Genomic DNA, 19,898 nt, shown 5'->3' with positions numbered 1-19,898 from the left:
GGATCCTCCCGGGGGAATGCACATCGCAGCGATGAGGCGCGCCGACCTCCGTGTCGGGCGAGGCGTGATGCTACCCCAGTTCCCGCCCTGCTGCAGTCTCGGTCTGTCACCGGCGATGCTTGTTGACCAACCCCGGGGCGCTTGCCAAGGTTGAATCAGAGACGAAGGCGGGTGTCCGTCGGGCAGGCCTTCGTCCATTCACCGGCATCGAGGAGCGACTATGACGACCTATATCGTGGTGGCGGATGCGGCGCGGGCACGCCTGTTTACCCGCGATGGAATCACGATCAGCGAGCTGGATAGCCTCGTACACACGGAAGGACGCCTGCACGAGGGCGATCTGGTCACCGATCGGGGGGGCGATGTCCACGAGTCGACCGCGACCTCGGCCCGCAGCGCCGGCGGAGAGAACGTCGCGACCCAGCATCATGAAGAGATGTTTGCCCGCGAGGTGGCCGAGCGACTCTATCGTGCCCGCGTCGACAACAGCATGGAGAAGCTGATCCTCGTCGCCCCGCCGCGCTTTCTCGGCCAGCTGCGCGACAAGGTCGATGGTCCCACCGCCAAGCGGGTTATCCACTCGCTGGCCAAGGACCTCACCAAGGCCACCCTCGCCGATATCCAGGAGGCGGTCCGCGACCTTCGCTAGGTTCTCCCCGCGCGCTGGACGGCCCGGCCCTGCGGTCGGGCCGTTTGGTGTCGGGGCATCGGTGTCAGGCCCTTCGCATCAGGGCACCTGGGGCAGGTCGATCTGATCGCTGCGGCGAATGCCCTCGGTCATCTGCCGGCACAGCTTGAGGAACTCGCGCATGCCGGTGGCCAGGTACTTGTGGCGGTGCCAGATGAAGCTGAACTGGCGGCTCAGGTCCAGCTCCGGGGTGGCGATGGGCACCAGGCTGCCGCGGCGGAAGGCGTCGCGCAGCGCGAGCTTCGAGACACAGCCGATGCCGAGCCCCGACTCCACCGCCCGCTTGATGCCCTCTGTGTGCTCCAGCTCGAGCAGGATGTTGAAGCGCCCGCGGCGATGACGGGCGGCCTGCTCCAGGGTCAGCCGGGTGCCGGAGCCCTGTTCGCGCATGATCCAGGCCTCGCGCAGCAGCCGGTCGAGTTCCACCGGGCCGCCGTGAGCCAGCGGATGACGCGGCGAGCAGAACACCGCCAGCTCGTCCTCCACCCAGGGCTGGGTGATCACGTCCTCCTCCTCGCACTGCCCTTCGATCAATCCCAGGTCGAGCTCGTGCTGACGCACGCTCTCGATGATGGTGCGGGTGTTGCGTACCGAGAGGCGCACGCGGCTGCCGGGGTGGCGCTGCATGAAGTCGCTGATCAGCAGGGTCGCCAGGTAGTTGCCGATGGTCAGGGTGGCGCCCACGTCGAGGATGCCGATGCCCTGCTGGCCGCGCAGCAGCTCCTCCACCTCCTCGGCACGATCGAGCAGGGCCACCGCCTTGGGCAGCAGCTGGAAGCCCAGCGCATTGAGCTTGAGACGCTTGCCGAGTCGATCGAGCAGCCGGCAGTCGAACTGGCGCTCCAGCTCGGCCAGGGCGGTACTGGTCGCCGACTGCGAGAGCGCCAGGGCGCGGGCCGCCCGGGAGACGCTCTCGTGCTGGGCGACGGCGACGAAGACCTCGAGCTGACGCAGGGTGTAGCGCATGACGCTCCTTGGCGGTTTGATACCCAGAGCTTATATCCAGAGTATAGATAAGCGTTATCCATACAATCCATTTAACAGATAAACTCCCGGCTCTTAGAATTGCTGTATCAGTCTATCAGGCATATTTATTCTTTTTTGGAATATTAAAGGAGCCGGCATGAGCAAGTTTGCGCTTGAGGACGTTCTCAGTGTGCATCACTGGAACGACACCCTGTTCAGTTTCCGCACCACCCGGGAGCGCAGCCTGCGCTTCAAGAACGGCCAGTTCGTGATGATCGGCCTCGAGGTGAACGGCAAGCCGCTGATGCGGGCCTACTCCATCGCCAGCCCCAACTACGAGGACCACCTGGAGTTCTTCAGCATCAAGGTGCAGGACGGCCCGCTGACCTCGCGGCTGCAGCACCTCAAGGTGGGCGACCAGATCATGGTCAGCCGCAAACCCACCGGCACCCTGGTCACCGACGACCTGCTGCCGGGGCGCAACCTCTACCTGCTCTCCACCGGCACCGGCCTGGCGCCGTTCATGAGCCTGATTCAGGACCCGGAGGTCTACGAGCGCTTCGAGAAGGTGGTGCTGGTGCACGGCGTGCGCAACGTCAACGAGCTGGCTTACGCCGACTTCATCCAGAAGGACCTGCCGGCCCACGAGTACCTGGGCGAGGAGATCAGCGAGAAGCTGGTCTACTACCCCACGGTGACCCGCGAGGAGTTCCATACCATGGGGCGGCTGACCGACCACATCCGCAGCGGCAAGCTCACCGACGACATGGGCCTGCCGGCCATCGATCCGAAGCAGGATCGCGCCATGATCTGCGGCAGCCCGGCGATGCTCGACGACACCAGCGCGCTGCTCGACGAGCTCGGCTTCACCATCTCGCCGCGCATGGGCGAGCCCGGCGACTACGTGATCGAGCGCGCCTTCGTCGAGAAGTGAGCCGCGCCGTCCGCTGACCGGGGACGGTCGCGCCTCGGCAAAACAAGACCCCGCGGGAGCTTCTTCCCGCGGGGTCTTTTTTCGTGCGCCGACGCCAGGGAGCGCCGCCTGGCTCAGACGGCGTCCTTGCCGGTCTCGCCGGTGCGGATGCGCAGCACCTGCTCCAGGGCGGTGACGAAGATCTTGCCGTCGCCGATCTTGCCGGTGTTGGCCACCTGGGTGATGGCATCGATCACCTTCTCGGCCATGTCGTCGTCCACGGCCACCTCGAGCTTCACCTTGGGCAGGAAGTCGACGACGTATTCGGCGCCGCGATAGAGCTCGGTGTGGCCCTTCTGGCGGCCGAAGCCCTTGACCTCGGTAACGGTGATGCCCTGGACGCCGATCTCGGAGAGCGACTCCCGTACGTCGTCGAGCTTGAACGGCTTGATGATGGCGGTCACCAGTTTCATGGTCTTGATCCTCGTCGTGTCCGTGGGTCGGTGGCGAGCGCCGCCACCCTTGCCGTACTCATTGTGCCAGAGCATACACCCGGTGCGAGAGGAATGAAAAAGCCCCCCGAAGGGGGCCAGGACGTACGCATGGGCTCACAGTGGGGCGCGTCTCATGACTTGGCGACGCCGAACTCGGGGTAGGCCTCCAGGCCGCATTCGGTCAGGTCGACCCCTTCGTACTCCTCCTCCTCGGTGACCCGGATACCCATCACGGCCTTGAGGATCAGCCAGACGATCAGGCTGGCCACGAACACCCAGATGAAGATGCCGAGGATGCCGATCAGCTGTGCACCGAAGCCGGCATCGCCGTTGGTCAGCGGCACGGCCAGCACGCCCCAGATGCCCACCACGCCGTGCACGGAGATGGCACCCACCGGGTCGTCCAGCTTCAGCTTGTCCAGGGTCACGATGGCGACGACCACCAGCAGGCCACCCACGGCACCGATCAGGGCGGCGCCCAGGGCGCTGGGCGAGAGCGGGTCGGCGGTGATGGCCACCAGGCCCGCCAGGGCGCCATTCAGCGACATGGTCAGGTCGGCCTTGCGGAACCACAGCTTGGCCAGGATCAGCGCGGCGATCACGCCACCGGCGGCGGCCGCGTTAGTGTTCACGAACACCTGGGCCACGTTGTTGGCGGAGGCGACGTCGGACATCTTCAGCTCGGAGCCGCCGTTGAAGCCGAACCAGCCCATCCACAGGATGAAGGTACCCAGGGTCGCCAGCGGCAGGTTGGCGCCGGGGATGGCGTAGATGCTGCCGTTCTTGCCGTACTTGCCCTTGCGCGGGCCGAGCACGATGACCCCGGCGAGCGCCGCCGCCGCACCGGCGAGGTGCACGATGCCCGAACCGGCGTAGTCGGAGTAGCCGACCTCGGCCAGCCAGCCGCCGCCCCAGGTCCAGTAGCCGGAGACCGGGTAGATGAAGCCGGTCATCACCACGGCGAAGGCCAGAAAGGCCCACAGCTTCATGCGCTCGGCCACGGCGCCGGAGACGATGGACATGGCGGTAGCCACGAACACCACCTGGAAGAAGAAGTCCGAGCGCATGGAGTAGTAGGGGGCGTCATCACCGCCGGCGAGCACCGCCTCGACTCCGTTCTCGCTGCCGATCAGTGCACCCAGGCTCGGCAGGAAGCCGCCGGCGTCGCTGGAGTACATCACGTAGTAGCCGACCAGCAGGTACATGGTGCAGGCGATCGCGAACAGGGCGATGTTCTTGGTGAGGATCTCGGCGGTGTTCTTGGAGCGCACCAGGCCCGCCTCGAGCATCGAGAAGCCGGCGGCCATCCACATCACCAGCACGCCGCAGATCAAGAAGTAGAAGGTATCGAGCGCGTAGCTCAGTTCGGGAAGTTCACTCATGGGTGTCTCTCCACGTCGGGAAGGAAAGGGAGGGGCAGTCAGACGGCATCGGCACCGCGTTCGCCGGTACGGATGCGGATCACGTCCTCCAGCGGCGTGACGAAGACCTTGCCGTCGCCGATCTTGCCGCTGTTGGCCGCGCTGCAGATGGCGTCCAGCACGGTCTCGAGGCGGCCGTCGTCCACGGCGACCTCGACCTTGACCTTGGGCAGGAAGTCGACGACGTACTCTGCACCGCGATAGAGCTCGGTGTGGCCCTTCTGGCGGCCGAAGCCCTTGACCTCGGTGACGGTGATGCCCTGCACGCCGTTATCGGCGAGCGCCTCGCGGACGTCGTCGAGCTTGAAGGGCTTGATGATGGCGGTGATCAGCTTCATGACGGATCTCCCCTGCTTGAAAGTGGGCGGCGTGGTGCCCCCCGAGAAGTGGTTGTCCTGACGCTGCGTGAACCGTGCCACTTCTCATAATAGTGGCGTGAAATCAGTTGTCTGGATGGGGCCGTTGGCTTCTCGTGCGGCGGGGGGCGCGAGTCGGGCGGCGAGCGCGCACTTTTTTAGTGCTTTGCCGTGGCGCATATGCACCATCAGCAGGCAGCGGCGGATGGTGCGCGCTGCCGGTGGCTTGCGTATCCTTTGGCGAGGCATCCATTGACGATTCAGGAGAGACACCATGGTGAGCCACGATCGCATCAGCCGCCTGGCCCAGCAGATCGGCGACCGGCTGCAGGGGGCATCCCAGGCCCCGGAAGAGGTGCAGAAGGGCATCCAGCAGGTGGTCAAGGGCGCCTTCGATCGCCTGGAGCTGGTGTCGCGGGAGGACTTCGACATCCTGATGGACGTGATGCAGCGCACCCGGTCGCGGGTCGAGGCCCTCGAGCAGCAGGTGGCGGCACTGGAAGAGGCTCTCGACACCGCCCCCTCGCGGGAGGCCGCGAGCGCTTCGGCCGAGCCGCTGCCGGAGGCGCTGAGTGCCGGCTCCCCGCAGGAGCCGACCCCCGAGGCAGGCGGCGACGATGCGCGCCCCGAGGAAGACGCCGGCGCCGGCGAGTCCCACCGCTGATCCTCGCCCGGCGTCGGGCGCCCCTTGCCGGCCTGGTCTAGCCTGAGGTCACACAGGCAGCGAGGGATCGCGCATGACGCTGGCAATCATCCACACCCGGGCCGGCCTCGGCCTCGAGGCGCCCGAGGTGCTGGTCGAGGTGCACCTGGCCAATGGACTGCCCGGCATCACCCTGGTGGGCCTGCCGGAGGCCGCGGTGAAGGAGAGCCGCGAGCGCGTCCGCAGCGCCCTGGTCAACGCCGGCTTCGACTTTCCCCTGCGCCGCATCACCCTCAATCTCGCCCCCGCCGACCTGCCCAAGGAGGGCGGTCGCTTCGACCTGCCCATCGCCCTGGGGCTGCTGGTGGCCTCGGGGCAGGTGCCGCCCGAGGCCCTCGACGGGGTCGAGTGCGCCGGCGAGCTGGCCCTGGACGGCCGGCTTCGCCCGCTCAGCGGCGTGTTGCCGATGGCCATGGCCACGCGCCAGGCGCGCCGCCGGCTGATCGTGCCCCGGGCCAACGCCGATGAGGCGGCCCTGGCCGGCGATTTGGAGGTGCTGCCCGCCGATCACCTGCTCGAGGTGGTGGCCCACCTGCTCGGCCAGACGCCGCTGCTCCCGCATCGCGCCCCCGGCCCCGCCCCGGCCTCGACGCCGGCGCCCGACCTCGCCGACGTGCGCGGCCAGCACCAGGCGCGCCGCGCCTTGGAGGTGGCGGCGGCCGGCGGCCACAATCTTCTGTTCGCCGGGCCGCCCGGCACCGGCAAGACCATGCTGGCCAGTCGCCTGCCGGGCATCCTGCCGCCGCTCACCGAGCAGGAGGCGCTGGAGGTGGCGGCGATCCGCTCGGTCAGCGGGCTGTCCCACGCCGCCGAGTGGGGCGTGCGCCCCTTTCGCGCCCCGCACCACACCGCCAGCGCCGTGGCCCTGGTGGGCGGCGGCTCGAAGCCGCGCCCCGGCGAGATCTCCCTGGCCCATCGGGGCGTGCTTTTCCTCGACGAGCTGCCGGAGTTCTCCCGCCACGTGCTGGAGGTGATGCGCGAGCCCATGGAGTCGGGGCAGATCCATATCGCCCGGGCCAACCACGAGCGGCGCTTTCCCGCCGGCTTCCAGCTGGTCGCGGCGATGAACCCCTGCCCCTGCGGGCACCTGGGCGATCCGCGCCGGCCCTGCCACTGCACCGCGGCGCAGATCCAGCGCTACCAGTCGCGGCTCTCCGGGCCGCTGCTCGATCGCATCGATCTCCAGGTGGAGGTGCCGGCCCTGGCGCCGGAGCAGCTGACCTCCCGGGAAGCCGGCGAGTCCTCGGCGGTGGTGCGCGAGCGGGTGCTGGCGGCGCGGGCGAGGCAGGCGGCCCGCGGCGGGCTCAATGCCCGGCTGTCCGGGCGCGCGCTGGAGGAGGCCTGCGGCCTCGAGGCCGAGGATCGAGCCTGGCTCGCTGGCGTGCTGGAGCGGCTCAGGCTGTCGGCGCGGGCCTACCATCGGGTGCTGCGGGTGGCCCTGACCCTGGCCGATCTGGCCGGGGAGGTGCCCCCCGGCCGCGACCAGCTGATCGAGGCCATCGGCTATCGACAGCTCGATCGACTGCTCAAGGGGTGAGGGGTGAGGCGCGAGGGCGAGGCGATCCGCGATCAGAGCGCCGTGGCGTCGAGCGCGCCTGCGATCTCGCTGCGCCAGGCGGGCGCGTCGCGTCCTGCGGGGTAGAGCACCAGGCTCAGGCGGTAGGGCAGCAGCTCGCGGTCCGAGAGCCGCAGGCGGGGGCCGTCGGCGCGCAGGCGGGTCTCCAGGCGCCACTGGTTGTCGCGGCCCCCTTCTGCCATGGCCGCTCGCCACTCCAGCACCTGGGGGCCGTCGTCGACCGCCAGCAGGGCGCGGGTCAGGCTCTCGAGCAGGCGCGCGTCGGTGAGGGGCAGCCGGGCATCGACCTGCGGCATCGCCAGCAGCAGCACCTCATCGACCGCCGGACGCGGCAGGGGCGGAGTCGCCGTGACCGCCTCGGCGGCGCGCTCGCTCATGCCGAAGAGGGCCTGGCGCACGGTGGTCGGCTGCTCCGGGGCGCCGGCGCAGCCGACCAGCACCAGCAGGCACGCCAGGAGAGGCAGGCGGCGGATCATGGCGCGGGCCTCCGGGCGTGCGGGTCGTCGGTCGCGGCCAGCGTCGCGACGAAGCGGTCGAGCACCGTGAAGAGTTCGCGGCGAATCGGCTCGGCCTCGTTGACCAGGTGGTGGCGGGCCTCGGGGTGGCGATGGATCTCGGCGTTGGGGAACTTGCGGTTAAGCACCTCGAGGTTCCATTCCCAGTCCACGGTCAGGTCCTGCTCGCCCTGCAGGATCAGGGTCGGCACCGGGCTCGGCGGCAGCGCCAGCAGCTGCGGCATCCAGCGGCGCATGGCGCCGACCCAGTCCATCGCCAGGCGATCGGCCTGCAGGGGATCGCCCTCGCGAAGGAAGTCGGCGAACTCGGCATCGGTGGAATTCGCGCGAAACTTGCGCGGGATCGACTCCACGAAGGGGCCCACCAGGCGGTGCAGCCAGCTCGACTGGTTCCAGCCCCAGGGGCGTACCAGCGGGGCCAGCAGCGCGAGTCCCGACCAGTGGCCGTCGTCGCCGCGGGTCAGCGCATCGGTGGCGAGGATCGCCGCCCCGGTGCTCTGCCCGACGCCGAGCCAGGGGCGCGGGGCCAGTCCCTCGTCGTGAAGGTGCTGCTGCAGGTGATGCAGGCAGCGGCCATAGTCCTGGAAGTCGTCGATGGAGGCGCGGCGGCCGCTGGAGAGGCCGTGGCCCGGCAGGTCCCAGAGCACGACCCGCCAGCCCCGGGCGAGCAGGCACTCCAGCAGGTGGCGGTAGAGGCCGAGGTGGTCGAAGTAGCCGTGCACGACGAAGGCGGTGCCGATGGGCGTCTCGGGGCTCCAGACCTGGGTCCAGAGGCGAAAGTCGCCGGCCTGCAGATAGCCCACGTAGAGCCCCACCCGCTCGGCGAGCAGGGGCGCCAGGCCGTAGTGGCCCAGGTAGCGCTCGAGCGCCTGACCGGTGAGGTCGGCGGGGGCGAGGGGGCCCAGGGCCTGCAGGGGGGTAAAGTCGCTCATCGGTTTCTCCACAAGGGCTCGTTCATGCTAGCGCCAAGCCGAGGGCGCGACCAGCGACACCGGCGGCGAGGGCCGCCGAAAGTGGGGGGCGGTCTCATCATTTGGTCTAGCTTGCGGCCCGTCATGGCGGCAATGGCTTTACATGTGGAAGCAATTTCCACAAAATCGATGCTACGCAGTCATCTTTCCCTGTCCGGCCGATCGGTGCCAGGGGGCACCGAGCAGCCAAGCACGAGGAGTACGACCCATGACCCAACGCATTGCTCGCCACCGCCTCCAGGTGGCCGCCGAGCTGGACCGCTTCATCAACGAACAGGCCCTGCCCGGCAGCGGCGTCGACGCCGACGACTTCTGGAGCGGGGTCGACGCCCTCTTCCATGACCTGGCTCCGCAGAACCGCGAGCTGCTCGCCGAGCGCGATCGCCTGCAGGAGAAGCTCGACACCTGGCATCGCGAGAACCCCGGCCCGGTGCGCGACATGGCCGCCTACCGTGCCTTCCTCGAGGAGATCGGCTACCTCGTCGAGGCCCCGGCCAAGGTCGGCGTGACCACCGCCAACGTCGACGACGAGATCACCACCCAGGCCGGCCCGCAGCTGGTGGTGCCGGTCAACAACGCCCGCTACGCGCTGAACGCCGCCAACGCCCGCTGGGGCAGCCTCTATGACGCCCTCTACGGCACCGATGCCATCCCCGAGGAGGACGGGGCTGAGAAGGGCACGAGCTTCAATCCGAAGCGCGCCGAGAAGGTCATCGCTTACGCCCGCGGCGTGCTCGACCGCGCCGCGCCGCTGGCCAGCGGCTCCCACGCCGACGCCGAGGGCTACGCCCTGCGTGACGGTGAGCTCGTCGTCTCCCTGAAGGGCGGCGCCGAGACCGGCCTCGCGGACGCCGGCCAGCTGGTGGGCTTCGACGGCGACGCCGCCTCGCCCTCCGCCCTGCTGCTGGCCCATCACGGCCTGCACCTGGAGATCCAGATCGACCCGAGCGACGCCATCGGCAAGACCGACCCGGCCGGCGTCAAGGACGTGATCGTCGAGGCCGCGCTGAGCACCATCATGGACTGCGAGGACTCCGTGGCCGCGGTCGATGCCGAGGACAAGGTCGGCGTCTACGCAAGCTGGCTGGGGCTGATGAAGGGCGATCTGGAGGAGCAGGTCGAGAAGGGCGGCAAGACCATCACCCGCCGCCTCAAGGGCGACCGCACCTGGCAGGGCGTCGACGGCGGCAGCGTGACCCTGCCCGGGCGCTCGCTGATGTTCGTGCGTAACGTCGGCCACCTGATGACCACCCCGGCGGTGCTCGATGCCGAGGGCAACGAGCTGCCCGAGGGCATCCTCGATGGCATCGTCACCTCGCTGATCGCCCTGCACGACCTGAATAAGGGCGAGGGCGAGCCGCGCAACTCGCGCACCGGCTCCATGTACATCGTCAAGCCGAAGATGCACGGGCCGAAGGAAGTCGCCTTCGCCAACACCCTGTTCGGCCGCATCGAGGACATCCTCGGCATGGCCCGCGATACCCTGAAGATGGGCATCATGGACGAGGAGCGCCGCACCTCGGCCAACCTCAAGGCGTGCATTGCCGAGGCCCCGTCGCGGGTGGTGTTCATCAACACCGGCTTCCTCGACCGCACCGGCGACGAGATGCACACCGCCATGGAAGCCGGCCCGATGATCCGCAAGGGCGACATGAAGGGCTCCGCCTGGATCCAGGCCTACGAGCAGAACAACGTCCAGGTCGGCCTGGCCTGTGGCCTGCGCGGCCGCGCCCAGATCGGCAAGGGCATGTGGGCCATGCCGGACCTGATGGCGGCCATGCTCGAGCAGAAGATCGGCCACCCCAAGGCCGGCGCCAACACCGCCTGGGTGCCGTCCCCGACCGCCGCGACCCTGCACGCGCTGCACTACCACCAGGTGGACGTTGCGGCGCTGCAGCGCGAGATGGAAGGCCAGGGCGAACCGGATCTGCTGGATGACCTGCTCACCATTCCGGTCGCCGAGACGCCCGAGTGGAGCGACGAGGAGATTCAGCAGGAGCTCGACAACAACTGCCAGGGCATCCTCGGCTACGTGGTGCGCTGGGTCGAACACGGCGTGGGCTGTTCGAAGGTGCCGGACATCCACGACGTGGGCCTGATGGAGGATCGCGCCACCCTGCGGATCTCCAGCCAGCACATCGCCAACTGGCTGCGCCACGGCGTGGTCGAGTCCGGCCGCGTCCAGGAGACCCTGGAGCGCATGGCCAAGGTGGTCGACCAGCAGAATGCGGGCGATCCGACCTACACCGCGATGAGCGACGACTTCGCCGCCTCCACCGCCTTCCAGGCCGCCAGCGACCTGATCTTCAAGGGCTGCGAGCAGCCGGCCGGCTACACCGAACCGCTCCTGCACCACTGGCGCGCGGTGCACAAGGCCAAGTAAGGCCGTTCCAGGCCGCGGGCACGCCCGCATCCTGAACCCGAAATGCCCCCACGGCTCCGGCCGCGGGGGCGTTTTCATATGCGCGAGGCGTTGACGCGCGCGACGTTCGGCGACTGTCGGGGAGGGGCCGGTTTCGCTATCGTGAAGGTCAGCCATCACCCTCACCCGCCGGAGAAGCGCCATGACCGTGATGACCGCCGCCGCCATCGAGGACTTCCTCGACGAGGTCTTTCCCCAGCGTACCGGCACCATCGAGGGCGTCGGCGAGATGCGCGCCACCATGAGCCTGGCCATCGAGGACGAGCACCTGCGCCCCGGGGCCAGCGTCTCCGGCCCCACCCTGATGGGGCTGGCCGATGTCTGCCTCTACGTGGCGATACTGGCCCAGATCGGCCCCGAGCCCATGGCCGTGACCAGCGACCTGCACTGCCGCTTCCTGCGCCGACCCCGGGGCGATCGCGACATCATCGCCAATGCCCGGCTGCTCAAGCTGGGGCGTCGCCTGGCGGTGGGCGAGGTACAGCTCTTCTCGGCGGACGACGAGCGGCCGGTGGCGCTGGTCACGGCCACCTACGCGCTGCCGGACGGCGACTGATCCGCCGGGGCGCGCGCCACCGCCGCCGCCAGGGCGAGCCAGCCACCGATCAGCAGCCCCCCGCCGAGCGGCGTGACCATGCCCCATCGGCCCGTGCCGGTCAGCGCCAGGGCATAGAGCGAGCCCGAGAAGAGCCCCATGCCGGCCGCCCACAGCCCCAGCGCGAGTCGCTGGCCGGCCAGCGGCCGCGAGGCGCGCCAGGCCAGCACGGCGAGCAGCGCCAGGGTGTGCCAGGCCTGGTAGCGCACGCCGGTCTCGAAGGCGGCCGCCAGTCGCGGCGGCAGCGTTCCTTCCAGGGCGTGGGCGCCGAAGGCGCCGGCCACGACCACCAGGGCCCCTGAGAGGGCCGCCCCGAACCACCAGCCTCTGTCCTGCATTCACAATCTCCTTGTCTTGGATGGCCGTTACGGTTGCACAGGTTTGCGCGAGGGGCGCCGGGGGCAGGCCTAAGAGGGGGTCAGAGGACCAGGGATGGCCGAGGTAGCGTACAAGGATGTATTCAAAGCGCCCCCGGAGGGCCGGCTCCGCTCGAAGGCCTGTCGCCGGATCAGCCTCGAGTGCCCCGCTGGCCTTGGCTGTCTACCGTACCCGGCGGCGCTCTTAACGGCTACAATGTCGGCCCCGAATCACCGTTGCCAACGAGTTCTCCCCAGCCCATGAGCGACCCGCGACACGACGACAAGACGACCGGCCCCGAAGGGCCCGAGGCCCCGCTGCATCGCCGCGGCATCAAGAGCTACGTGCTGCGCGCCGGGCGCATGACCCAGGCCCAGACCCGCGGGCTCGAGGAGGTCTGGCCGCGCCTGGGACTGACGCTGGCCGACGGCCGCCAGGACCTCGCGGCGCTGTTCGGCCGCCGGGCGCCGGTGGTGCTGGAGATCGGCTTCGGCATGGGCGCCTCGCTCGTCGAGCAGGCCGAGCGCCACCCGGAGACCGACTTCATCGGCATCGAGGTGCACGCGCCGGGCGTCGGCAAGCTGCTCGACGAGGCCGACAAGCGCGGCCTGACCAACCTGCGGGTCTATCGCGAGGACGCCCTGGCCGTCCTCGAGCAGTGCCTGCCCGAGGCGAGCCTCGACACCCTGCAGCTGTTCTTCCCCGACCCCTGGCCGAAGAAGAAGCACCACAAGCGACGCATCGTGCAGCCGGCCTTCGTCGAGCTGGTGCGCGGCCGCCTCAAGCCCGGCGGCACCCTGCACATGGCCACCGACTGGGAGGCCTACGCCGAGTGGATGGCCGAGGTGATGCAGGCGGCCCCGGGCTTCGCCAACACCGCCCGTGCCGAGACGGCTCCCTACGTGCCGCGCCCCGAGTTTCGCCCGCTGACCAAGTTCGAGGCGCGCGGCGAGAAGCTCGGCCACGGCGTCTGGGACCTGATCTTCCGACGCGTCGACTAAGCACTCAGGCGCCAGCAGACGCCCCCGGGATCGCTCGATTCCGGGGGCGTCTTGCGTTGGGCCGGCGGCAAGGGGCGTGTGGTGAGGGGACGCGCAAAAAAACGCCGCCCGGGGGGCGGCGACAAGAACCGTGACAAACAATGAGAGGGAGAAATCCTGACAGGGCACTGGCAGGGGCCCTGTCCGGCCGTGGCGCCTCATCAACGCCACCCCTGCAGAGTAATCATTCTCGTTTGCGTCGTCAATGCAAACAAGAAGTGTTTTCGTTAATGGGCGCCGCCCGGCGTCTCGGCCGCGCTCAGCCGACCAGCTTCAACCACAGGGGCAGGGTCAGCATGGCCAGCAGCGTCTGGCCGGTGATCAGCGCCGCCATCAGTTCGGCGTCGCCGCCCAGCTGGCGGGCCAGGATATAGGCCGAGGTGGCGGTGGGCAGGGCGGCGAAGAGCAGCGCCACGTCCCGGCTCACCGGGTCCAGGCCGAGCAGCAGGGCCAGGGCCAGCACCGCCGCCGGCATCAGCACGAGCTTGATCAGGTTGGCGACCCAGACGCCGCGATCGAGCCTCAACAGCGTGGCGGGGCGTAGCGCCACCCCCACGGCCACCAGGCCCAGCGGCAGGGCGGCGCGGCCGAGCAGTTCCACGGTGGGCGCGCTCCAGCCGGGCAGGCCCAGGCCACTGAGGTTCAGGCCGATGCCGGCCAGGCAGGCGAGGATCAGCGGGTTGCGCGCCAGCGCCCCCAGACTGCGCCCCAGGCTCGCCGTGCCGAGGGTGCCGGCGGCGATGAAGCTGACCACGCAGAGCACGTTGACCATCGGCACCAGCAGCGCCACCGCGACCGCCGCCACCGTGGTCCCGGCCGTACCGTGCAGGGCCGCCGCGCCGGCCACGCCGACGTAGGTGTTGAAGCGCAGCGCGCCCTGGAGGGTCGAGGTGAAGGCGGCGGGCTCGAGGCGTAGCCGCTGGCGTAGCCCCCACAGCAGCAGGCCGAACAGCGCCAGGGCGCCGAGCAGCGCCAGGGCGAGCCGCACCACCGGCACCTGGCCGACATCCGCGCCGGCCAGGGTCGACACCAGCATGGCGGGAAACAGCAGGAAGTAGATCAGCCGCTCCATCTGCGGCCAGAAATCCCCGCCTGGCTGGCGCCAGCGGCCGAGCCCGGCGCCCAGCAGGATGAGCAGGAACAGCGGTCCCAGTGCACTGCCTACGCCTTCCATGACACCCCCTCGTGAACGTTCCCTGCGACATCCTTGCGCACTTCGCCGCCGGCAAATACTGGTAAGCTTACCCGCATCCTGCCACCGATGGAGGCCCCGCGCTTCGCCATGCCCCCGCGTATCCCGTCGTCGAGCGGCGCGGCGCGCCTGCCGCTGCTGCACCTGCTGATCACCGTCACCCTGCTGACCCTCGCCGTGGCCCTCTGGTACCTGACCAGCTATAGCCTGCGCGACGAGGCCGAGGTGCGCTGGATGCCTCCGGCGCGGGCCGCCTGCGATCCCTCCGCGGCGCCGTGTACCGCGCGCCTTGGCGGCGGCGCCGAGCTGAGCCTGGCGGTGGTCTCCCAGGGGGCGATCCGGCCCCTCGAGCGCCTGCCGCTGGAGGTGCGCGTCTCCGGCACGTCGGCCGAGGCCGTGCGGGTCGACTTCGTCGGCCGCGAGATGGACATGGGGCTGCATCGCTTCCCCCTCGAGGCCGAAGGCGGCGGGGTCTTCCGCGGCGCGGGGCAGGTCTCGATCTGCACCGAAGCGGTCATGCCCTGGCGGGCGAAGGTGGTCGTGGACACGCCCCAGGGGCGTCTGGGCAGCTGGTTCGACTTCGAGGTAGAGAGGCGATGAAGATGAGGCGACGTGGCATCTGGTGGGGGCTTTGTGCGGTACTGGCGATGCTGGTGGCGGTCGGCGTGGCCTTCACCCAGCAGTCGTCGCCGGCCGACGGCGAGCCCGAGGGCGGTCCGATCGAGCTGGCGTCGACCGAGGGCGACTTCTCGCTGCGCCAGCTCGAGGAGGATCAGCTGGCGGTGGTCTTCTTCGGCTATACCTGGTGCCCCGACGTCTGCCCGATGGGGCTCGCCGTGGTGCGTCAGGCGATGGAGCGGCTCCCGCCCGCGCAGCGCCGTCGGGTGGTGCCGCTGATGATCTCGCTGGACCCCGAGCGGGATACCCTGGCGCGGCTGGAGGAGTACCTGGCGTTCTTCGGCGAGGCGTTCATCGGGGCCACCGCCGACCCGGACGAGCTGGCGCCGCTGGCCGAGCGCTACGGGGTGGTCTGGCGCCGGGTGGAGACTCCGGACTCCGCCATGGCCTACACCATCGACCACAGCGCTTCGCTCTTCCTGGTCGACCGCGACGGCGAGATCCAGCGTCGCGTGCTGCACTCTCCCACCTCGGGCCCGCTCCAGGCGGCCCTGGAGCAGGCCCTGTCGGAGGGCTGACGCCCTCCGACCCAACCGCTGCGGGAGCGCCGCCCGGCGGCGCCGACTCAGGGCATCTCGGGCGTCGCCTGTAGGCGCCCGATCATGGCCATCAGCGCGCTGGTCTGGGTGCCCTCGCGGGTATCGTGCAGCGGGTCGAGCTGCCAGGCGCTCTCGGCGAAGCCCCACCAGTCCCAGCACCCCTGGGGGTTGGGCAGGCTGGTCTCCGCCTGGGGGTAGAGCACCACCCGCTCGTTGGCCGCGGCCCAGTCGTTCAGGCCGCTGTGGCGCACGAAGGCCTCGCCGATCTGCTCGGCACCCATGGCGCAGCCGTGCAGCGCCACGGTGAGCGCACAGCCCCCCGCCTCACAGCGCTCCGGCACGTAGAGGTAGCCGGTGTCAGCGAGCCCCCGGGCATCGAAGTCCGCCTGGTCGAAGGCGACCAGGCGGCCGGCGACCTCCCGGGTCTCGGGCGGGGCGAGCTCGCCATGCAACCAGCCTAGCGCCTCGCCGGCGATGTCCCGGTCGCAGGCCAGCAGGTGCGTGCCGCCGCCCTTCTGGCAGTCCGCGAGCGCCTGCATGGGCGCCTGGGTGTCTGCCGCCACCGGCCAGCCGTGGCCCGCCTGTTCGCTCTCCACCAGGCGCAGCTGCTCCTCGGGCGCGGCCAGCCAGCCGCGGAACTGCTCGGCGAGGGCCTGGCCCAGCGCCGGGGCCACGGTGTCGTCCTCGCCGCCCTGCCAGATGAAGACCCTGAGGTCGGCGAGTGCCTCGGCCTCACCGACCAGGTCGCGCTCACGATAGTCGCGGTGGCGCTGCGCCAGGAGTTCCAGGTCGGGCGGGCCCTTGTGGGTCCCCATGCACTGGCCCAGGGCCAGGCTCAAGGAGCCGCGAGCGCAGGCCCAGGGGCCGGCGGCGAGGACGCCGAGCCCCTGGAAGCGTTCCGGCCAGGCCACCGCCAGCTGGGTGGCCATGTAGCCCCCCGAGGAGACGCCGATCACGCTGGTATCGGCCGCGGCGAGAGCGAGGCGAGGCAGGGCGTCCGGCGTCTCCTGGGCGACCGCCGGGGCCGTCAGGCCCAGACTCAGGCAGAGAGCAGCGGTCGACAGGGCTCGGCGGGGGCGCATCGCGGCCGGATCATTCACCGGTGACGTCGAGCAGCTCGACCTTGAAGATCAGGGTCTCGTGGGGACCGATGGGGCCCTGGCCCTGGGCGCCATAGGCGAGCTCGGAAGGGATCACCACTTCCCAGGTGTCGCCCACGCTCATCAGCTGCAGGGCCTCCTGCCAGCCTTCGATGACCTGGCCCACCTGGAAGCTGACCGGCTCGCCGCGCTGGTAGGAGCTGTCGAAGACGGTGCCGTCGATCAGGGTGCCCTCGTAGTGGACCTGGACGGTGTCGTCGGCGGCCGGCGTGGCGCCGTCGCCGCTTTCCAGTTCGCGATACTGCAGGCCGGAGTCGGTGACCGTCACGCCCTCCTGCTCGGCATTCTCGGCCAGGTAGGCCTCGCCCTCGGCACGGTTGGCGGCGGCCTTCTGCTCGGCCTCGGCTTCGCGGGCGGCCATGGCCTGCTGCTGGAAGGCGGTCAGGGCTTCGGCCATCTCCTGGTCGCTCATCTCCAGCTCGTCGCCGCCGAAGACGTCGCGAATGGCCTGGGTGAAGGCGTCGATGTCGAGGTCCTCGACGTCCTGCTGGATGCTCTGGCCCAGGGTCACGCCGAGGCTGTAGCTCAGCTTCTCGTCCTCGGTCTCCGGCGCGGCGAGGGCCAGCGGGGCGGCGATCAGCAGGGCGGCGAGGGAGGCGGTGGTCAGCAGTGTCTTCATGAAGCAACCTTGTGGTCCGGCGCCGTGGCGCCGTGAATGAATGGGCTAGGCAAGGAATCCTTGGGACTCTAACAGTGCCGGACCGGTTCCGCACCCGTGAACGATGCCGGCAAACCGGTCCGCTGGCGCCCCGCGGCGCGGTTCAGATGATCAGGGTGGGACAGTGGGCGGAGCCGGCCACCCGCTGGGCGACACTACCCAGCAGCAGGCTCTTGTCACCGTTGGTGCCCTGGGAGCCGATCACGATCAGGTCGCACTCGCGCTTGCGGGCGAAGCGCACGATGGTGCGCGACGGCCGGCCGCCCTTGACGAAGGCGCGCACATCCTCCGATGGCACGCCGAGTTCCACGGCCTGGGCCTTGGCATGCACCGCGATCTCGGTGGCGTACTCCTTGAGCACGTCGTCGGGGAGATCCAGCTTGTCGGGGCGCACCATGGAGAGCGAGGCCTCCAGCAGGCTGTGGTGCTTGAAGACGCACAGGATGTAGAGCTCGGCGCCGGTGAGCATCTGCAGGCCCGCGCCCTTCTCCAGGGCCTTCATGGCGCCCTTGGAACCATCTACCGGGACCAGTATGCGATTGAACATGATCGTCGTTCTCCTCAGGCCAGGACGCGAGACTTACCGGAAGGCCAGGTCGCGAAGGAAGAGGGCGATCTGCGGAAACAGGATCAGCAGAGCCGCCGCCAGCACCAGGATCAAGATAAAGGGTGGTGTGCCCTTGATCACGTCGAGGTAGGGCCGCTTGAAGATGGCGATCGCGGTGAAGATGTCACAGCCGAAGGGCGGCGTCGCCGAACCGATGGCCACCTGCAGGGTGATCAGGATACCGACCAGCACCGGGTCCAGGCCGGTGGCCTCGACGGCCGGGGCGAAGATCGGCGTCAGCACCAGGATCACCACGATGGGATCGACGAACATGCACGCCACGAAGAAGGCGATGCAGATGGCGATCAGCACGCCGGTGGGGCCCGCCTCGTTGATGCCGGCGGCCTGCAGCAGCTCCTGGGGAATCTGGGCGAAGGAGATGATCCAGGAGAAGCCGTTACCCACCGCCACCAGGATGAACACCACGGCGGTGATCAGGCCGGTGGACTTGGCGATCGCGTAGATGTCCGGGATCTTCAGGGAGCGGAAGATCAGGAATTCCAGGAAGATGGCATAGAGCACGCAGGCCGCGGCCGCCTCGGTCGGGCTGAAGATGCCGCCGTAGATGCCGCCGACGATGATCACCGGGAAGCCCAGTGGCCACAGTGCCTGGCGCACCGCGGTGAACCGTTCGCCCCAGCCCGACTTCGGCTCTGTGGGGACGTTGCGCAGGGTGGCGTAGATCACGCAGTAGATGGAGAACATCAGCAGGATCAGCAGCCCCGGGCCGATGCCGGCGATGAACAGCTCGCCGATGGAAGTGCCCGAGATGACGCCGTAGATGATCATGCCGATGCTCGGCGGGATCAAGAAGGCGATGTCGCTGGAGTTGATGATCAGCGCCAGGGTGAAGGAGTCGGAGTAGCCCGCCTTGAGCATCTTGGGGCGCAGCGGCGAGCCGACGGCCACCACGGTGGCCTGGGTGGAGCCCGATACCGCGCCGAACAGGGTGCAGGAGGCGGCGGTGCTGACCGCCAGCCCGCCCTTCACGTGGCCGATGAAGGACATCACCATGTTGATCAGGCGGTCGGCCGATTGGCCCCGCGTCATGATGTCCGCGGCGAGGATGAACATCGGCACCGCGATCAGCGATGCCGGCCGGATGCCCGCCATCATCTGCTGGATCAGCGTGTCCATCTGATCCAGGCCGTTGAACATCATGAAGAAACCGATGACCGCCGCGGTGATCAGCGGGATCATCATGGGAAAGCCCAGCAGCAGCAGGGCGATCATGGTGGTAACCATTATTGTCGTCATCGTGCGTTCCCCCGGGCTTTCTGCCCTCCGTCAGACTTCCGTTTCCGTATCCTTGTAGCCGTCGAGCACGCCGGTCGACAGATAGACGTCCCGCGACGTCAGGTTCTTGATCGCGGTGAGCAGGTACTGGATGCCGGTGATCAGGAAGCCGAGCGGTGCCCAGACGTAGATGGTCCAGATCGGGAAGCCCAGTGCCGGCAGGATCCTGCCCTTGTCGTAGAGGTCCAGGATGTAGATGACCGAGTAATAGAGCAGGAAGAACATCACCAGCGAGGTGATCAGCGCGATGAAGATCATCAGCGCCTTGCGTCCACCAACGGGCAGGGCATCGTAGATGGCCGACATGCGGATATGGCGGCCGTGCCGGGCGGCGTAGCCGATGCCGGCGAAGGTGATCATGATGATCAGGATGCGGTTGATCTCGCCGGAGAAGTAGATGCTGTCGCCGAACACGAAGCGGGCGATGACGTTGGCGATGGTGTTGAAGGCCATCAGCAGCACGCCGAGCGCCAGGATGACCGCCTCGAGCTTGCTGATGAAGGTGTCGATGGTGCCCAGAAAGCCCGGCAATCCCGAGCGGTAATGCTTTTCGGACTCTTCGGTCATGTCCGCGCTCCCTTTCAGCATGCGATGCGGGAAAAGTGGGATTCCCTCAGGACCAGCATACGCGTCGCGATCGGGCGCCGAGACCCGAGACCTCAACGCTGGGTGCACGCTCGCTCATGCCCGGGAATCCATGGCTGTGAAACAGCAGGGGGGTGGCCCGGGCAGGCCACCCCCCTGTTAGGGC

Annotated in this window: 22 protein-coding genes; 9 read left to right on the top strand and 13 right to left on the bottom strand. The window is 69.1% G+C overall.

What is annotated here, in order from left to right:
• Positions 1–220: 220 nt before the first annotated feature.
• Positions 221–649, top strand: a complete 429-nt coding sequence (locus tag ACGTNG_RS07040) for a host attachment protein (RefSeq protein WP_394576304.1) — start codon at positions 221–223, stop codon at positions 647–649.
• A 78-nt stretch (positions 650–727) separates the two neighbouring features.
• On the opposite strand, the gene ACGTNG_RS07035 is transcribed toward ACGTNG_RS07040, so the two are convergent.
• Complete coding sequence (locus tag ACGTNG_RS07035) at positions 728–1,654, bottom strand: LysR family transcriptional regulator (protein ID WP_394576303.1); 927 nt, start codon at positions 1,652–1,654, stop codon at positions 728–730.
• A gap of 157 nt (positions 1,655–1,811) precedes the next feature.
• Here ACGTNG_RS07035 and ACGTNG_RS07030 point away from each other — a divergent pair, with 157 nt between their 5' ends.
• On the top strand, positions 1,812–2,588 hold the full coding sequence (locus tag ACGTNG_RS07030; protein ID WP_394576302.1) for a ferredoxin--NADP reductase: 777 nt from the start codon (positions 1,812–1,814) through the stop codon (positions 2,586–2,588).
• A 113-nt stretch (positions 2,589–2,701) separates the two neighbouring features.
• Here ACGTNG_RS07030 and glnK read toward each other — a convergent pair whose 3' ends face one another.
• From glnK to ACGTNG_RS07015, 3 genes are all read right to left on the bottom strand, one after another.
• A complete protein-coding gene (gene glnK, locus ACGTNG_RS07025; RefSeq protein ID WP_089847718.1) occupies positions 2,702–3,040 on the bottom strand; it encodes a P-II family nitrogen regulator in 339 nt (112 codons plus the stop codon).
• A gap of 152 nt (positions 3,041–3,192) precedes the next feature.
• Positions 3,193–4,443, bottom strand: coding sequence for an ammonium transporter AmtB (gene amtB, locus ACGTNG_RS07020; protein ID WP_394576300.1), 1,251 nt, complete (start codon positions 4,441–4,443; stop codon positions 3,193–3,195).
• Between the two features lie 38 nt (positions 4,444–4,481).
• Positions 4,482–4,820, bottom strand: coding sequence for a P-II family nitrogen regulator (locus tag ACGTNG_RS07015; protein ID WP_089847715.1), 339 nt, complete (start codon positions 4,818–4,820; stop codon positions 4,482–4,484).
• A gap of 292 nt (positions 4,821–5,112) precedes the next feature.
• Here ACGTNG_RS07015 and ACGTNG_RS07010 point away from each other — a divergent pair, with 292 nt between their 5' ends.
• Both ACGTNG_RS07010 and ACGTNG_RS07005 read left to right on the top strand, forming a co-directional pair.
• On the top strand, positions 5,113–5,502 hold the full coding sequence (locus ACGTNG_RS07010) for an accessory factor UbiK family protein (RefSeq protein ID WP_394576299.1): 390 nt from the start codon (positions 5,113–5,115) through the stop codon (positions 5,500–5,502).
• A gap of 73 nt (positions 5,503–5,575) precedes the next feature.
• Positions 5,576–7,078 carry a YifB family Mg chelatase-like AAA ATPase gene (locus tag ACGTNG_RS07005; RefSeq protein ID WP_394576298.1) on the top strand — a complete coding sequence of 501 codons (1,503 nt, stop codon included), beginning with the start codon at positions 5,576–5,578 and terminating at the stop codon, positions 7,076–7,078.
• Between the two features lie 32 nt (positions 7,079–7,110).
• Here the strand turns inward: ACGTNG_RS07005 and ACGTNG_RS07000 are convergent, their stop codons facing one another.
• Both ACGTNG_RS07000 and ACGTNG_RS06995 read right to left on the bottom strand, forming a co-directional pair.
• Positions 7,111–7,593 (bottom strand): hypothetical protein, encoded by a 483-nt coding sequence (locus ACGTNG_RS07000; RefSeq protein WP_394576297.1) that lies wholly within the window; start codon positions 7,591–7,593, stop codon positions 7,111–7,113.
• Complete coding sequence (locus ACGTNG_RS06995) at positions 7,590–8,564, bottom strand: alpha/beta hydrolase (protein WP_394576296.1); 975 nt, start codon at positions 8,562–8,564, stop codon at positions 7,590–7,592. Before ACGTNG_RS06995 ends, ACGTNG_RS07000 begins: the two co-directional genes overlap by 4 nt.
• Positions 8,565–8,811: 247 nt before the next feature.
• Here ACGTNG_RS06995 and ACGTNG_RS06990 point away from each other — a divergent pair, with 247 nt between their 5' ends.
• Positions 8,812–10,986 (top strand): malate synthase G, encoded by a 2,175-nt coding sequence (locus ACGTNG_RS06990; protein WP_394576295.1) that lies wholly within the window; start codon positions 8,812–8,814, stop codon positions 10,984–10,986.
• Positions 10,987–11,167: 181 nt separating this feature from the next.
• The gene (locus ACGTNG_RS06985) at positions 11,168–11,581 is read left to right on the top strand and encodes a PaaI family thioesterase (RefSeq protein WP_394576294.1); all 414 of its coding nucleotides are present in this window, start codon (positions 11,168–11,170) and stop codon (positions 11,579–11,581) included.
• Here the strand turns inward: ACGTNG_RS06985 and ACGTNG_RS06980 are convergent.
• Positions 11,557–11,958: a DUF423 domain-containing protein gene (locus ACGTNG_RS06980; protein WP_394576293.1), complete on the bottom strand. Its 402-nt coding sequence runs from the start codon at positions 11,956–11,958 to the stop codon at positions 11,557–11,559. The two genes, ACGTNG_RS06985 and ACGTNG_RS06980, sit on opposite strands and share 25 nt — an antisense overlap.
• A gap of 279 nt (positions 11,959–12,237) precedes the next feature.
• Between ACGTNG_RS06980 and trmB the strand changes: the two genes are divergently transcribed.
• A complete protein-coding gene (gene trmB, locus ACGTNG_RS06975; protein WP_394576292.1) occupies positions 12,238–12,978 on the top strand; it encodes a tRNA (guanosine(46)-N7)-methyltransferase TrmB in 741 nt (246 codons plus the stop codon).
• A 298-nt stretch (positions 12,979–13,276) separates the two neighbouring features.
• Here the strand turns inward: trmB and ACGTNG_RS06970 are convergent, their stop codons facing one another.
• Positions 13,277–14,191 carry an AEC family transporter gene (locus tag ACGTNG_RS06970; protein WP_394576291.1) on the bottom strand — a complete coding sequence of 305 codons (915 nt, stop codon included), beginning with the start codon at positions 14,189–14,191 and terminating at the stop codon, positions 13,277–13,279.
• Positions 14,192–14,299: 108 nt separating this feature from the next.
• On the opposite strand from ACGTNG_RS06970, the gene ACGTNG_RS06965 reads away from it, so the two are divergent.
• On the top strand, positions 14,300–14,809 hold the full coding sequence (locus ACGTNG_RS06965) for a hypothetical protein (RefSeq protein WP_394576290.1): 510 nt from the start codon (positions 14,300–14,302) through the stop codon (positions 14,807–14,809).
• Between the two features lie 2 nt (positions 14,810–14,811).
• Positions 14,812–15,405 (top strand): SCO family protein, encoded by a 594-nt coding sequence (locus tag ACGTNG_RS06960; RefSeq protein WP_394576289.1) that lies wholly within the window; start codon positions 14,812–14,814, stop codon positions 15,403–15,405.
• A 47-nt stretch (positions 15,406–15,452) separates the two neighbouring features.
• Here the strand turns inward: ACGTNG_RS06960 and ACGTNG_RS06955 are convergent, their stop codons facing one another.
• The 5 genes from ACGTNG_RS06955 to ACGTNG_RS06935 all read right to left on the bottom strand — a co-directional run bounded on the left by ACGTNG_RS06955 (position 15,453) and on the right by ACGTNG_RS06935 (position 19,714).
• Entirely contained in the window at positions 15,453–16,508 is a 1,056-nt protein-coding gene (locus ACGTNG_RS06955) for a poly(3-hydroxybutyrate) depolymerase (protein ID WP_394576288.1), read from the bottom strand.
• 10 nt (positions 16,509–16,518) lie between these two features.
• Positions 16,519–17,205 carry a BamJ family beta-barrel-assembly machinery protein gene (gene bamJ / locus ACGTNG_RS06950; RefSeq protein ID WP_394576287.1) on the bottom strand — a complete coding sequence of 229 codons (687 nt, stop codon included), beginning with the start codon at positions 17,203–17,205 and terminating at the stop codon, positions 16,519–16,521.
• A 142-nt stretch (positions 17,206–17,347) separates the two neighbouring features.
• Positions 17,348–17,791: a universal stress protein gene (locus tag ACGTNG_RS06945; protein ID WP_394576286.1), complete on the bottom strand. Its 444-nt coding sequence runs from the start codon at positions 17,789–17,791 to the stop codon at positions 17,348–17,350.
• Between the two features lie 33 nt (positions 17,792–17,824).
• Positions 17,825–19,108 (bottom strand): TRAP transporter large permease, encoded by a 1,284-nt coding sequence (locus ACGTNG_RS06940; protein ID WP_394576285.1) that lies wholly within the window; start codon positions 19,106–19,108, stop codon positions 17,825–17,827.
• A gap of 30 nt (positions 19,109–19,138) precedes the next feature.
• On the bottom strand, positions 19,139–19,714 hold the full coding sequence (locus tag ACGTNG_RS06935; protein ID WP_394576284.1) for a TRAP transporter small permease: 576 nt from the start codon (positions 19,712–19,714) through the stop codon (positions 19,139–19,141).
• Positions 19,715–19,898: the final 184 nt, after the last annotated feature.

It is taken from the genome of Halomonas sp. B23F22_3 (assembly GCF_043496965.1).
In the GTDB taxonomy this organism is placed as follows: Bacteria; Pseudomonadota; Gammaproteobacteria; order Pseudomonadales; family Halomonadaceae; genus Halomonas.
This window is presented reverse-complemented; position numbering and strand designations above follow the sequence as displayed.